Here is a 14110-nt window from a genome sequence, read left to right as displayed (position 1 = left end):
GTCGAACCTTGTAATAAATTGAGTTCTGAACTAGATAGAAATTTGGAGGAACCTCGTGAAGTTTACATTCAAGGAAGAAAAAATATATGTAAACCTGGTTCGTTTCGTTGGGTCATTGCTCTTAGCAATTTCCTATTACAAAGATTATAGCGGTCAAGGATTCATTAACCTTCTAGGTGGCCTGATCGTGTTGTTGCTATATCTGGTGTTGATTTGGGCAAAAAACGCTTGGTGGACTGAAGTGAAATATTATGCTGTTACTTTTATAATGATTTTGATTATATTAATGCTTCATTATGTTTTTGGCTCACCGAATACAAGTTTACTATGGCCGCTTTATTTTATTATCCTATTTATGAATCGAGTTTATCCCCGTGTTTCTTTTATTGTTGGAATCACTACACTTACTGCTGTTTTTCTGATTTATTCATTGTCCTTAAGCAGTTTTTTAGGGCTGCTTTGTGTAATCCTCGTAGCGCGAAGTATAAAAATCAGAAGAGATGCTCACCACTTAACAACGCTCCACCTTGAAGAGTTAAATAAAACTCATAAAGAGCTGGAGGCTACGCATAACGAACTTCAAGAAGCTATGGTTCATTCGGTACGTTATGCAGCTTTAGAAGAAAGAACCCGGCTTGCCAGCGAAATTCATGATGGACTGGGTCATCAATTGACTTCACTGATAGTGCAATTGCAAGCCCTTCAGATTATGCAAGTAAATGATCCTAAAAGAGCAGCTGAGTCCACCAGCCAGTTAATTACTATTGCTCGTCAAGCTATGGCGGAAGTTCGAGTTGCGGTAAAGGAATGGTCAAATGACGAAATGGGTTTAGGGCTAGTTGCTTTAAAAGGCCTCGTATCCCAAACTCAAAGCAGATCTTCTATACAGTTCAAACTTAATCAAAAATCGGAAGTCACAGAGTGGCCTATTGAAACAAGTATCGTGTTATATCGAGTTCTGCAGGAGTCATTAACCAATGTGCTTCGTCATTCAAATGCGACTATTGCCAGCATTGATATTGAAGAAGTAAACGATACGATTTACCTTACGGTCACAGACAATGGAATAACTGTTAAAGAAGAACCTTTAAATTTAGGGTATGGTCTAAATGGCGTAACAAAGCGGTGTAAAGCATCGGGGGGCTACTGTGTTTTTTCGTCTATAGAACCTCATGGCTTTCGCCTGCAGGCAGTCGTTCCCGTTGCATGTAGACCTATTGTGGAAGAGAAGGAGTAGTTCACTTGGATAAAATAATTAGGATTGTACTTGCTGACGATCAGCCTTTCGTCCGGCAAGGATTAAGGTACATTATAGATTCACAGCCTGATATGGAATGCGTAGGAGAAGCCTGTGATGGGGAGGAAGCTTACCTTGTTTCACTTGAAACTAAACCCGATATTGTGTTAATGGATATTCAAATGCCTAATTCCTCGGGGCTTGAAGCAACTCGCAAAGTTCTCCGTGTAAATCCAGAAATTAAGATTGTACTTCTAACCACTTTTGATGTTCAAGCCTATGTTATTGAAGGGATACGTGCAGGCGCAGTAGGGTACTTGTTGAAGGATACGGATATGCAAGAAGTTCTTGCTGGAATACGCTGGGCGAATCAAGGTAATGCAATTTACAGGACACCTACTGCAAGTAAGGCGCTTATAGCAGCCATTTCGAGTGATGCTAAACTAAACAAAACAGAGCAAGCATCAGATGATTTTTCTGAATCTCTGACCGAACGTGAACTTGATGTACTCCAACAAATGGCATACGGGCGCAGGAACTCTGAAATTGCGGAAATTTTGAATATTTCACAGGGCACGGTTAAGACTCATATTCATCGTATTCTCCAAAAGCTTGAGGTCGAAGATCGTACACAAGCTGTTGTGTTGGCTATACGGACAGGGATGGTAGAGTAATAGAGGGAGAAGTTGTTCTATAAAAAAATAACCATGTAGTTAGAAAGACCGGCCACAACCGGTCTTTTTTGTTTTGTTTATGGGTTCTGCTCAAACATTGTATATCTCTAGATAGAGGTATCGTTGCTTAAAAATCAATCGCTGTGTAGATGTGTTAGTCCCTATGATTTTTTATTATTAGTAAGGCAACACAGTGGAACTGCAACGCTCTATACAAGGAGGAAATATAATGCACATTACAGTCACACAAGTAATTTCAAGCACACCATCATGGGTGTGGATATTATTCATTCTTTTGTTCATAATGGGGATTAAAAATTCTCAGGAACGGCCTGTTGTTTTTTCACGGATGTTTATTGCCCCGCTTATTTTTATGGCATGGGGATTACGGACAATAACAACTACTTTTCCTCAATTAGGTCTGACGTTGACGAGTTATATGATCTTTATCATCCCAGGTTTCCTGATTGGCTATTTTTTAAATAAGAGGTACCAATCCTTTGTTAGAATAGAATCAGTAGTATTCAAGAAGAAAAGTTATCTTCCATTATTTATTGTTCTACTGAATTTTATTGTTAAATATATTCTGAATGTGATGTTGATTTTTTACCATAGCAGCGTGTTTCATATCATTTATTCTTCAGCAAATGGGCTAACTGTTGGATTGTTTTTTGGAGGTATCGTATATACCTTTTATATGCAAAGTAAGCTTAAAAACTCTATAAGTGGCAGAAGGGGGATCAATTGATCTCGTTAAAAGAACAAAACAAGACCTGTCTGATGACAGGTCTTATTTGTCTGCCCTTTCCTATTTGCTAGCGCCCGAATTAGCCGACTCCTGCAATTGCCCTGATTCACGGTGCTTCCGACTCATGAATACCAAAGACAATGCAATTATCGTGAGGATAACCCCAAGGACTTGAAATCCCTCGAAGCTAAACTTACCTCCCATTATGATACCTATTAACAATGAAGAGAGAATGGTTCCCAGGTATCTCGATGTATTAAATAATCCGGAGGCTACACCGATGATTTCTTTTGGAGAACTTTGGAACAAGGCTGCTTGCAGGCCGACATTGTTCAATCCGTTGCTAATACCAAATGCAGCTAAAGCCACACATACACTGATCACCGGTGAAGTCTGATTTAAGGTCACAAGCCACACTGATCCCAATGTCATCAGGACCCCGGACACCAGCAATGCTGGCCGGGGTCCTGATCTATCGATCCATCGTCCTGCTATTGGAGCAGTAACCAGCGAGCATAATCCCAGCGTTAGCATGAGAATCCCAGTTTGGAATTCACTGACATGACGTACCATTTGCAAGTAGGATGGAATCCCGAAAAAGAGTGAGTAAAAAAGTACATTAACGAGCATGAATTCAACATTAACCCAAGTCATTGCCGGATATTTGGCAAATGTACGTAAAGGAATAAAGGGTGACGCCGCTTTTAGCTCATGCCGGACGAATGCCCCCAGCAGAATGAGTCCTGTTAGCAAGGTAATGACATGTATTAATGAGATATGTCCGGATGATTTTGCTGAAAGCAATCCAAGGAGCACGCCAACCAGCCCCACAGTGAAGAGCAGGATTCCTGACGCGTCAATCAAATCAAACCATTTGCGCAGGGACATTCCCCGGGTAACGGTTGTTGACGGTTCGTCTTTGGGGATATGCCTCCAAGATAATAGAAAGCTCGCGACCACGAATGGAATATTGACGAAAAAGATAGCTGGCCAGTCCCACCAGTGAATAATAACCCCGCCAATAAAGGGTCCTATTGCTGCCGCGCCGGATAGGAAGATGGATAAAACAGACAGTGCGGTCGCTTGTTTCTCCGTAATATGAATCCGCACAATGGCCATTCCAACGGCAACCATCATGCTAGTTCCAATGGCTTGCACAATACGGAACACGATGAGACAACCAAAGTTTGGGGAGAGGGGAGCTAATAAACCTGCAATGAAGGATATGACAAGCCCGGTAAGAAATATTTTCCTCCGGCCGAATAAATCGCTGGCCTTTCCCATGACAGGTTGAGCGATGCTGCTTGCAATGTAAAAAGAAAAAATAATCCAGGAAACACCTGTATAGTCAAGCTGGAATACATTTTGCAGCCTTGGAATAGCCACAGACACCATCGAAGAATTTAAAGGGTTCAATAAAATCCCCAGACCTACTGAAATCATTAACCACCTGTTGCGAACACTCATTTTAAATCCCCCTAAAGCTTATTAATGTCATCGTACTTCAAATCGATCATTCATTCCAACGCATTTTATGTTATGATCTCATTGACTTGAGGGAATGAACGGAGGTGCGAAATGGAACTTCTGCAACTGCAATATTTTCTCGCGGTAGCTCGGTTGGAACATATGACTGAAGCTGCACGAAATCTACACGTTACTCAATCATCACTAAGCAAAACGATTCAGCGTTTGGAGGAGGATCTGGGGGTACCTTTATTCGATCGTGTAGGAAGAAAGCTGCGACTGAATGAGTCCGGAAGCCGGTTCCTTCGCCGAGCTGAAAGGGCATTGTTTGAATTGGAGCAGGGAAAACAGGAGCTTAGCGATTTATCCAGTCCTGAACATGGCACACTCGAATTAGCGGTGACGACCGCAAGCACATTACCCAATATCCTGCGAGAGTTTCGGAAAAAGCGGCCTGATATTCAATACCATGTGCAAATGCTGACCACGCAGGAAATGGTTACACTTCTTAATAGAGGAGAGGTTGATTATTGCTTATCCTCACCTCCAATAAAAGGGGATGACATCGAATGTCAAATCGTCTTTATCGATCCAATCCTTGTTGCCGTTCCAAAGGGGCATAGGCTGGCCAATCGAAGCAGTGTATCTTTGACAGAGCTAAGGGATGAATGGTTTGTTGGTGTAAAGAGTGGCTATGGTACTCGCGATTTAATAGACTCTGTATGCAAATCAGTTGGATTTGTACCTAAATATGTGTATGAGGGGGATGAACCTGCAAGGCTTAGCACTCTTGTAGAAGCTGAAATTGGCTTAGCTTTCATACCAAGCACGGCACGGAATTCACGGGAAGATATCACATACCTCCAAGTAGAGAATCACGAATTGGAAAGGGAGATAGCTTTATTGTGGCACAGGAGCCGGTATATTTCGCAGGCTGCTTTGGAATTTCGAGAGGTAGTTGTAGAATATTTTGGAGCGTTATCCAAACAGACCCTGTAATTATGCGGCAGAACAAATAACAAACCCAATCCCCGTTACCTTCCGTTACATTCAACGGTCCGTAAGCGGGGTTTTCTTTTTGGGTTAAATTCGTAGAATCTTTAATCATACATAGGTTTTCCTATAATTATGGGGGGTAACACCTTTAATATTAGCGTAGTAGTGCGTAGCAGCGAGGCTGTAAAATAGTGTGAGTACACATGAAAGCGTTTACATATGAGGAGGGGATCTGTAAGTAAATAGACTCATTTGTGATGATGTTCTACTGCTCTTCGGGATGATTGTACCACTGTTGAAATTGAGGATTTAGCAGGTAAGGAAATTAGCGTGGGAATATAGGGCTGGTGCTAATAAGGTAGGTCATTAACTGATTTTTATGAAAATCACTAGAGGAGGAATGCATTAAATGAGTAGAATGCTTAAACAAGTAATCTCGATCTTACTCGCAGCTGCCTTGCTTATTCCTACAAGCTGGATCGCTCCGGTTACTGAAGCTGCGGCGCAGGATACGACAGTATCATCAGATAGGGTAACGGTATATCATGAAACCTTTGCGAGTGGCAAGGGGATTGCAGCTCAAGCAGGCAGTGCTAGCCTTACACCTGTGAATGATAAAGTTTTTACCGGCAATACTGACGGCGCAGCTTTATATGTAAGCAACAGAGCGAATAACTGGGACGCGGCTGATTTTAAATTCAGCGATATGGGCCTAGAGAACGGCAAAACCTACACAGTGACTGCAATCGTTTATGTGGATGCTAATGTGACTATACCTAGCGGTGCCCAAGCTTATCTTCAAGGGATAGGCAGCTACGCCCTTTTGGCAAATGTGAATTATGAAGCAGGCCAAGCGGTCACCTTGACGAAAGAATTTACCGTGGATACGGACAAAGATACGACACTGCGCGTTCAATCCAACGATGACGGGAAAACGGTTCCGTTCTACATTGGAGAGCTCCTCATTACAGCAAAAAAAACAGTGACGGAAACGGATAAAGAAATCTATCATGAAACTTTTGCGAGTGGCAAAGGTTTAGCCTCACAATCAGGTAGCGCTAACCTAACCCCTGTCACCGGAAAAATTTTTGCGGGCAATGCTGACGGGGCAGCTTTATATGTAAGCAACAGAGCGAATAACTGGGACGCGGCTGATTTTAAATTCAGCGACATGGGCCTAGAGAACGGCAAAACCTACACGGTAACTACATCCGTATATGTGGACGCTGATGTGATTGTACCTAGCGGTGCCCAAGCTTATCTTCAAGCGATAGGCAGCTACGCTCTTTTGGCAAATGCGAATTATGAAGCAGGCCAAGCGGTCATATTGACGAAAGAATTTACCGTGGATACGGACAAAGATACGACACTGCGCGTTCAATCCAATGATGACGGGAAAACGGTTCCGTTCTACATTGGGGATGTACTGGTCACAGAAAAGGTGGCTACAGTAGAGCCAACTCCAACACCAGAAACACCTAGAGACCCAGCTTTACCTTTTACCACTGTTACTTTTGAGGATCAAACGGCAGGTGGTTTTGAAGGCAGAGCAGGTACTGAAACGCTTACGGTTACTAATGAAGCGAATCATACGGATGGTGGTTCATATGCTTTGAAGGTTGAGGGCAGAACCAGTACATGGCATGGGCCGACATTACGTGTGGAGAAGTATGTGGACAAAGGCTACGAATATAAAATTTCGTTATGGATCAAGCTGATCCAGCCTGCAAGCTCGCAGTTCCAGCTGTCCACGCAGGTTGGCAATGGCAGCAGTGCCAATTATGTGCAGCTCGCTCCTAAAACCATCAGTGCAAGCAATGGCTGGATTCAGTTCGAGGGAACCTACCGTTATAACAATGTAAGCAGTGAGTATTTGACCATTTATGTGGAAAGCTCCAGTAACAGCACGGCCTCTTTTTATATCGATGATATTAATTTTGAAAAGGTAGGCTCTGGCCCGGTCGATATTGAAAAAGATCTGATACCGATTAAGGATGCTTATCAGAATGATTTTCTGATTGGAAATGCGATAACCGCTGAGGACCTGGAAGGTGTCAGACTTGAGCTTTTGAAAATGCATCACAATGTCGCTACGGCAGGTAATGCCATGAAGCCGGATGCGTTACAGCCTACGAAGAACAACTTCACGTTTACCGCGGCAGATACAATTGTAGATAAAGTACTGGCGGAGGGCATGCAGATGCATGGACATGTGTTGGTATGGCATCAACAATCGCCTGCATGGCTGAATACAACAACAGACGCAGATAACAACACGATCCCCTTGGGACGGGATGAAGCTCTTATGAATTTGCAGACCCATATCCAAACCGTTATGGAGCATTTTGGTGACAAGGTGATCTCCTGGGATGTTGTAAACGAGGCGATGAGCGATAATCCATCCAACCCAACCGATTGGAAAACAGCGCTGCGATCTGCCCCATGGAAAAGTGCCATTGGAGCAGATTACGTAGAGCAAGCTTTCCTGGCGGCAAGAAAAGTACTGGACGTGCATCCAGATTGGGATATTAAGCTCTATTACAACGATTATAACGAAGATAATCAGAATAAAGCGCAAGCCATCTACAGTATGGTCAAAGAAATCAATGATAGGTACGCGCTGACTCACCCTGGCAAATTGCTTATCGACGGTGTTGGCATGCAGGGGCACTACAGCATTAATACGAACCCAGCGAATGTGAAGCTTTCCTTGGAAAAGTTTATTTCCTTGGGTGTCGAAGTAAGCATAACTGAGCTGGACATTCAGGCTGGAACCAACTATCAGCTCTCTGAAAAGCTTGCTAATGCGCAGGGTTATCTGTATGCGCAGTTGTTAAATATCTTCAGGGATCACGCTGATTCTATCAAACGTGTTACCTTTTGGGGAATGGATGATAACACAAGCTGGAGAGCCTCATCCAATCCGTTGTTATTCGATAAAAATCTGCAAGCCAAGCCGGCTTACTATGGCGTTATCGATCCTGATACCTTCATTGAAGAGCATGAGCCTGAATCAGTAGAAGCCAATCAATCTACTGCCAAATACGCTGCACCTGTTATAGACGGAACAGTTGACGAAATCTGGAGCCAGACCCCTGAGATTCCGGTCAATCGGTATCAAACCGCTTGGCAAGGAGCGAGTGGAGTAGCCAAAGCACTCTGGGATGATCAAAATTTGTATGTCCTGATCCAGGTGAGCGATACGCAGCTTGATAAGAGCAGCGTGAATGCACATGAACAGGATTCGGTCGAAATCTTCGTGGATCAAAATAATGGGAAAACGACGTTCTATCAAGATGATGACGGCCAGTACAGAATTAATTTTGACAACGAGACTTCATTTAATCCTTTAAGTATCGCAGCCGGCTTTGAATCGGCAACCCAGATTTCCGGAACAAACTATACGGTTGAAGTGAAGATCCCACTTCAAGGGATCACACCGGACAACGATAAAAAGCTTGGTTTCGATATACAGATCAACGACGCTAAAGAGGGCTCACGTCAAAGTGTCGCGGCGTGGAATGATACGAGCGGAACTGGATATATGGACACATCCGTTTATGGTGTGCTTACTCTAAAGGGTAAATCTACAGGTCCGGAACCAACTCCAACGCCGACAACAGCTCCAACACCGACAACAGCTCCAACGCCGACAACAGCTCCGACACCGACACCATCGAGTCCAACAGACCCAACTGACCCAACTGACCCAACCGATCCAACTGACCCAACAGACCCAACGGAACCATCGGCAACCCCGACACCTGTTCCAACAGCGACGCCAGCACCAACAAATGCACCAACGGGTAGCAGTAACTCGGGTAATGTAGTATCAACTCCACAGCCTGGAGCCATTACAAACAAAGATGGTGTTGTTACGATTAAACTGGAGGTAAAGTCCGATAACGGGCGGGTTATAGGTACGATCTCCAGCGACAACATGAAAAAAGCGCTTGAACAGGCTACTGTAGCAGCAAACGGCAAAAAACAAATTATCATTGAAGTGCCAAAGCAAACGGACGCGAAAGGGTATGATATACAATTACCGACCCAAAACCTAATGGGAAAAGAAAACTTTGAACTATGGCTTAAGACGGAAAATGCCACAATTCAAATTCCAAGCAATATGCTGTCCAACATAACAGACAATGCTGAGCAAGTATCTATACGAATAAGTAAAGTCACCACGGACAGCTTGGAAGCTGCTACCCGCGATATGATTGGTAACCGTCCAATTATCGGTCTAAGCGTAGTAGCAGGTGACAAAGTTATTCCTTGGAATAACCCTAAAGCACCTGTAACGGTAGCCATTCCTTACGTGCCGACAGCGGAGGAGCTAAGCCATCCAGAGCTTATCGTCGTTTGGTACATCGATGGAAAAGGCAACGTACTGCCGGTTCCGAACGGCCGATATGATGCTGCAACCCAAACGGTTGTCTTTCAAACAACCCACTTCAGCACTTATGCAGTAAACTTCGTAAAGAAAGACTTCGGAGATTTGCAGAATCTGACTTGGGCCAAACAAGCTATAAACGTTATGGCGGCTCGCGATATCATCAAAGGAACGTCAACGGACAGCTTTTCACCTGCAGATTCAATCAAACGAGCGGATTTCATTGCTCTCCTCGTAAGAGCGCTTGAACTGAAGGGAACGGGCAAAAGTGCAATAATGTTCAACGATGTCCAAAAGACGGACTATTATTATGATGAACTGGTCATTGCGAAGGAACTGGGAATTGCTACAGGGTTTAAAGATGATACGTTTAGACCCAATAGCAATATCTCCAGACAAGATATGATGGTGCTGACAGCACGCGCACTGGCGGCAGCCGGCAAGCAAGTTAAGGCGAGCGGCGTTGTAGCTGCTGCTTATCTTGATGAAGCAAGCATTTCCAGCTACGCAAAAGACAGCGCATCATTGTTGATCAAATCCGGAGTCGTAAACGGAAAGAGCAATAGAATTGCACCGAACGATACGCTTACCCGTGCAGAAGCGGCAGTCATTCTGTACCGTATCTGGAAGTAGTAGTCCCGGCAGCAGAGAAAAAAGTCTGAATTGACTCATGGCCATATTTAGTCTGAAGAGTGGAAATACGTGTGCAACCATCCCTTGCGTTCTTCTGTTTTAAGCATCGCTGCTCACCTCCTTGTGGAGATGAGCAGCGATTTTTTGTGTGTATGTTCCGTTAAGTTGAAACTGAAACGGAAAAAAATGTCACGAAACAGAAGTTTACCTTTTTTCAGATATTATCAGACTCTAGCAACAAGGTCATATTTATTAAGGCTTACCAAAACATCGGCCATTTTGAGGCGAAATGTGGCGTTGGGCAATGGAAATGTGTCTTTTTTAAGTATTCACAAATAAAGAACGAATATCCTATCATACCAATATTTACAAAATTCGATATAAAGTGATATAATTTTCGAGATTCATATACATAAACATGAAAGAAGAGTGTAAGATGCTAAAGGTAACAAGCAAGAAAGTCATGTCAATTATTACAGTTAGCTCAATGCTGTTGGCTGTGGGTGCAGTCGCTTACGCAGACACGACATTGAAGAAGATTTCTGCATATCAGAATGCGGCCATCAGTATTGAAGTGGATAATCAGAAAGTGAACCTGTCGAGTAGTGAAGGAACAATGTACCCAATTATCTATGAGGGCCATAGCTATGTATCCGCCAAGGCTGTATCTGAAGCACTGGGAGCAACTGTGAAATGGGACAATAGTCGTCAAGCTGTTGTGATCACATCGGCGAATGGCGGTACATCAACATCCGTTGTCCCGGATAAGGACAATACTGTTGCACAAGCTACTGCGAAGCCTGCAACAGTATCTACTCCGCCTGCAACCGAGTCCACTCCGCAGGCAACACCAAAGCCTGCTGCATCATCTTCCGCTACAACTTCCAGTAACAGCGGCGCTTCGTTTGCAGATGCAGTGAAGTTGGGTACTTCTTTTACTTATACGGACCTTGATAACTATTATAGCCCTAAGGGTGATTCAACATCTGCTCAATATACTTTCACTATCAATAAGGTTACGTCGACTACTCTCGGACAATTAAAAGCTCTTGGGTTTGAAGAACATGTCACTGATCCCGATGTAGCTGTAGATTATGTCCTGCTTGATGTAACGCTTAAGGTGAAGAACGCCAGTCTTGTAAAAGGTAGTCAGGGCCAAGGGTGGAAGTTCCTTTCAAGTTTTACACCTAGCATTTGGGGAGCAGAAACTTCCAGTGGACAATACTATATTGGTGGCTCTAGTGATTATTTTGAGGGATCTCTCGGAGAAAATATCGAAAAGCTGTTGGCTGATTTTCCTGAAGTCACCCCAAGTAAACCGGGTTCTTTTGAAGCTTCGGGTAAAGTTATTTTGCCAATTATCAAAGGCAAGGAGAACAGCCTTGTTCTTCGTAGAAACGATAGTAAGCTTGAGTCCGACAAAACGTCCATCTATTTCAAATTGAAATAGTTATGCAAGTTAGCAGATGGTTTGGTCGCTAACTGTTGTAGTAAGGATCAAACTAAAAAGAGATCAACGATGTTATTCATCGTTGATCTCTTTTTTATGAGGTTTAAACAGTGCTGATAACTTCTATATATCAAGCTTCTTTGGCAATTACTTTTTTGAGCTTCACCTTGGGTTCTTGCTCAGGGTCAGGCGCTTGCCCAACACGTTTAATAAAGAAAGATAGCAGCAGACCGAGGATACCAATTCCCACAATCACTAGATAGGAATCATTGATCCCTTGAATGGATGCTTCCATAATCATATGTTCCTGTGTTCCGTTCTGTGTACTGCCAGAGGCCAGCATATCCTTCATATGCGTTGTAGTACGGCTCGTCATTACGGTGACGAGCAGGGAAGTCCCAACGGCGCCAGCTACTTGTCGAATGGTATTCGAAATCGCTGTACCATGCGCACTAAGCTTGGCGGGGAGTTGATTTAGACCCAGAGTTTGTATAGGCATGAGGAGCAACGCCATCCCGATCCGGCGGCCTGTTGACATGTATACCAGATACATGTAGCTGGTTGAGTCGGTTAAGTTCACAAAGCTTAGAGTCGTTGCAATTGTAATCAGTAGACCGATAATAGCGAGCCATTTTGCCCCGAACCGATCGAACAGCTTGCCGGTTACCGGCATCAACAATCCCATTACGAGTGCACCGGGAAGCAGCAGCAAGCCGGACTCCATCGCTGTAAAACCGCGGGCATTCTGCAGGTACAGAGGCAGCAGCATCATATCCGCATACATCACGATTGTAACTGCGATACTGATGACAGTCGTTAAGGAGAACATATTGTATTTAAAGGCCCGGAGATCAAGCAGTGGATTTTGGGAAGCCAGCTGTCTCCAAGTAAATAAGCCAAGGGAAAGCACACCTGCTGCTAAAGACAATAACACTTCTGCGCTCGACCAGCCTGCACTGGCAGCGCGGCTGAAGCCATACAGCAAGGTTCCAAAACCGATGGTAGAAAGAGTTACGCTAACAATATCCAACTTGGGAAAGATGCGTTCCGATACATTTTTTAAATAAATAAATCCGCATATGATTACAATGACGGTCAAAGGAATCATGCCATAAAACATAGTCTCCCAAGAATAATGTTCCAAAATATATCCAGCCAGAGTAGGTCCAATCGCAGGTGCGAAAATAATGGCTAACCCTACCATCCCCATGGCAGCCCCTCTCTTTTCAGGAGGGAACAGGGTCAAGATGACATTCGTGAGCAGTGGCATGATAATCCCAGCACCAGCTGCCTGAATCATACGCCCGGTCAACAGAACAGGGAAGTTTGTCGCGACGGCCGATACGATCGTTCCAGCCAAAAATATAAACATAGAAGCTTGAAAAAGCTCCCGCGTCGTAAACCGTTGCATTAGATAAGCTGTAATCGGAATTAGAACACCATTAACCAGCATATACCCCGTTGTCAGCCACTGAGCTGTAGCCGCTGAGATATTAAAATCATGCATTAACTCCGGAACGGCAACGCTCATTACCGTTTGATTCAGTGTCGCAAGAAAGGCGCCCAAAATCATAATGAATAAGATGGGGCCCTTTTTCACGGAACTGCTTGTTACTTCTGTCTTTGTACTCACTCCACTCCATCCTTTCAACTCGTCGATCATGGACTAAATTTACAGTGTGTTGTATAGTTTACAATGCATGAATTAGATTATAAATGAAATTTTCATGTAATCAAGCAACAATTTGCGAAAAAATGTAAAGTAGTTTACATTCGTTGTAAAAATGTAGTTTTTTCTTTTAAAAAAACAACAATTATTTAAAATATGTAGCTTACAATATGAAAGTAAAAGATTGGAGTGTAGAACATGAATAACACAACGCAACGTACAGATCCCCGGGTACTTCGGACACGTCAATTACTTAGAGATGCTGTGATTGAATTGCTTGAGGAAATGGATATTGAGAAAATATCAGTAAACCGTATTGCAGAGCGGGCTAAAATCAATCGGGTTACTTTTTATCTGCATTATCGGGATCTCCCGGATATGTTAGAAAAGATGGCGGATGAGATGGTGGAGGACATTCTACAAGTGGTGAACAACGATAGCAACCATGATGAATCGGTTGATGAAGAGAATCTGAGAATATTAGAGAGTCTGCTTAAGCATATTGCGGAAAATGCAAAATTCTACAAAGTCATACTTACATCGAAACGAAGCCCGATTTTTACAGATCGCCTGTTTAATTTGATGGCGGAAATCATTTCTGCACACCAGGAGAAAAAGGAGGGGGCCGTTGATCATTCAAAGGTACCGATACAGAAGGACATTGCCGTTTGGTACGGTTCAGCAGCTCTAATTGGCACGGTTATTTCTTGGCTCCGAGATGACATGCCCTATACGCCTGTGTATCTTGCCAGACAAATTAGCATGCTGCGTGCGAACTAACAACGGGTTCTGACTAATGAACGGAGAGGAATTGAATGAACACGCAAACAACCACGCATCGTT

At 43.6% G+C, this 14110-nt stretch carries 9 protein-coding genes; 7 read left to right on the top strand and 2 right to left on the bottom strand.

The window, feature by feature from the left end; all coding sequences use genetic code 11:
* Positions 1 to 55 precede the first annotated feature (55 nt).
* The 3 genes from MHH60_RS05380 to MHH60_RS05370 all read left to right on the top strand — a co-directional run bounded on the left by MHH60_RS05380 (position 56) and on the right by MHH60_RS05370 (position 2659).
* Entirely contained in the window at positions 56 to 1237 is a 1182-nt protein-coding gene (locus MHH60_RS05380) for a sensor histidine kinase (RefSeq protein ID WP_076138007.1), read from the top strand.
* Positions 1238 to 1242: 5 nt separating this feature from the next.
* Entirely contained in the window at positions 1243 to 1911 is a 669-nt protein-coding gene (locus tag MHH60_RS05375) for a response regulator transcription factor (RefSeq protein WP_076138008.1), read from the top strand.
* A 229-nt stretch (positions 1912 to 2140) separates the two neighbouring features.
* Entirely contained in the window at positions 2141 to 2659 is a 519-nt protein-coding gene (locus tag MHH60_RS05370) for a DUF6622 family protein (RefSeq protein WP_076138010.1), read from the top strand.
* A 60-nt stretch (positions 2660 to 2719) separates the two neighbouring features.
* On the opposite strand, the gene MHH60_RS05365 is transcribed toward MHH60_RS05370, so the two are convergent.
* Positions 2720 to 4126: an MFS transporter gene (locus MHH60_RS05365; protein WP_076138011.1), complete on the bottom strand. Its 1407-nt coding sequence runs from the start codon at positions 4124 to 4126 to the stop codon at positions 2720 to 2722.
* 111 nt (positions 4127 to 4237) lie between these two features.
* On the opposite strand from MHH60_RS05365, the gene MHH60_RS05360 reads away from it, so the two are divergent.
* The 3 genes from MHH60_RS05360 to MHH60_RS05350 all read left to right on the top strand — a co-directional run bounded on the left by MHH60_RS05360 (position 4238) and on the right by MHH60_RS05350 (position 11598).
* Positions 4238 to 5125 carry a LysR family transcriptional regulator gene (locus MHH60_RS05360; RefSeq protein WP_076138013.1) on the top strand — a complete coding sequence of 296 codons (888 nt, stop codon included), beginning with the start codon at positions 4238 to 4240 and terminating at the stop codon, positions 5123 to 5125.
* A 406-nt stretch (positions 5126 to 5531) separates the two neighbouring features.
* The gene (locus tag MHH60_RS05355) at positions 5532 to 10148 is read left to right on the top strand and encodes an endo-1,4-beta-xylanase (protein WP_081389142.1); all 4617 of its coding nucleotides are present in this window, start codon (positions 5532 to 5534) and stop codon (positions 10146 to 10148) included.
* A gap of 436 nt (positions 10149 to 10584) precedes the next feature.
* A complete protein-coding gene (locus MHH60_RS05350; RefSeq protein ID WP_076138015.1) occupies positions 10585 to 11598 on the top strand; it encodes a stalk domain-containing protein in 1014 nt (337 codons plus the stop codon).
* A 130-nt stretch (positions 11599 to 11728) separates the two neighbouring features.
* Here the strand turns inward: MHH60_RS05350 and MHH60_RS05345 are convergent, their stop codons facing one another.
* Positions 11729 to 13171 carry a DHA2 family efflux MFS transporter permease subunit gene (locus tag MHH60_RS05345; protein WP_232061507.1) on the bottom strand — a complete coding sequence of 481 codons (1443 nt, stop codon included), beginning with the start codon at positions 13169 to 13171 and terminating at the stop codon, positions 11729 to 11731.
* 294 nt (positions 13172 to 13465) lie between these two features.
* Here MHH60_RS05345 and MHH60_RS05340 point away from each other — a divergent pair, with 294 nt between their 5' ends.
* A complete protein-coding gene (locus MHH60_RS05340) occupies positions 13466 to 14047 on the top strand; it encodes a TetR/AcrR family transcriptional regulator (RefSeq protein ID WP_076138019.1) in 582 nt (193 codons plus the stop codon).
* The last annotated feature ends 63 nt before the right edge of the window (positions 14048 to 14110 follow it).

It is taken from the genome of Paenibacillus sp. FSL H7-0716 (assembly GCF_038002705.1).
Lineage (GTDB): Bacteria > Bacillota > Bacilli > Paenibacillales > Paenibacillaceae > Paenibacillus_AQ > Paenibacillus_AQ odorifer.
This window is presented reverse-complemented; position numbering and strand designations above follow the sequence as displayed.

What these genes read in the sequence shown, in the direction of transcription:
- MHH60_RS05355 (WP_081389142.1), top strand. Translation starts at nt 5,532, where the DNA reads ATGAGTAGAATGCTTAAACAAGTAATCTCGATCTTACTCGCAGCTGCC.
- MHH60_RS05360 (WP_076138013.1), top strand. Translation starts at nt 4,238, where the DNA reads ATGGAACTTCTGCAACTGCAATATTTTCTCGCGGTAGCTCGGTTGGAA.
- MHH60_RS05345 (WP_232061507.1), bottom strand. Translation starts at nt 13,171, where the DNA reads ATGATTTTGGGCGCCTTTCTTGCGACACTGAATCAAACGGTAATGAGC.
- MHH60_RS05350 (WP_076138015.1), top strand. Translation starts at nt 10,585, where the DNA reads ATGCTAAAGGTAACAAGCAAGAAAGTCATGTCAATTATTACAGTTAGC.
- MHH60_RS05365 (WP_076138011.1), bottom strand. Translation starts at nt 4,126, where the DNA reads ATGAGTGTTCGCAACAGGTGGTTAATGATTTCAGTAGGTCTGGGGATT.
- MHH60_RS05340 (WP_076138019.1), top strand. Translation starts at nt 13,466, where the DNA reads ATGAATAACACAACGCAACGTACAGATCCCCGGGTACTTCGGACACGT.
- MHH60_RS05370 (WP_076138010.1), top strand. Translation starts at nt 2,141, where the DNA reads ATGCACATTACAGTCACACAAGTAATTTCAAGCACACCATCATGGGTG.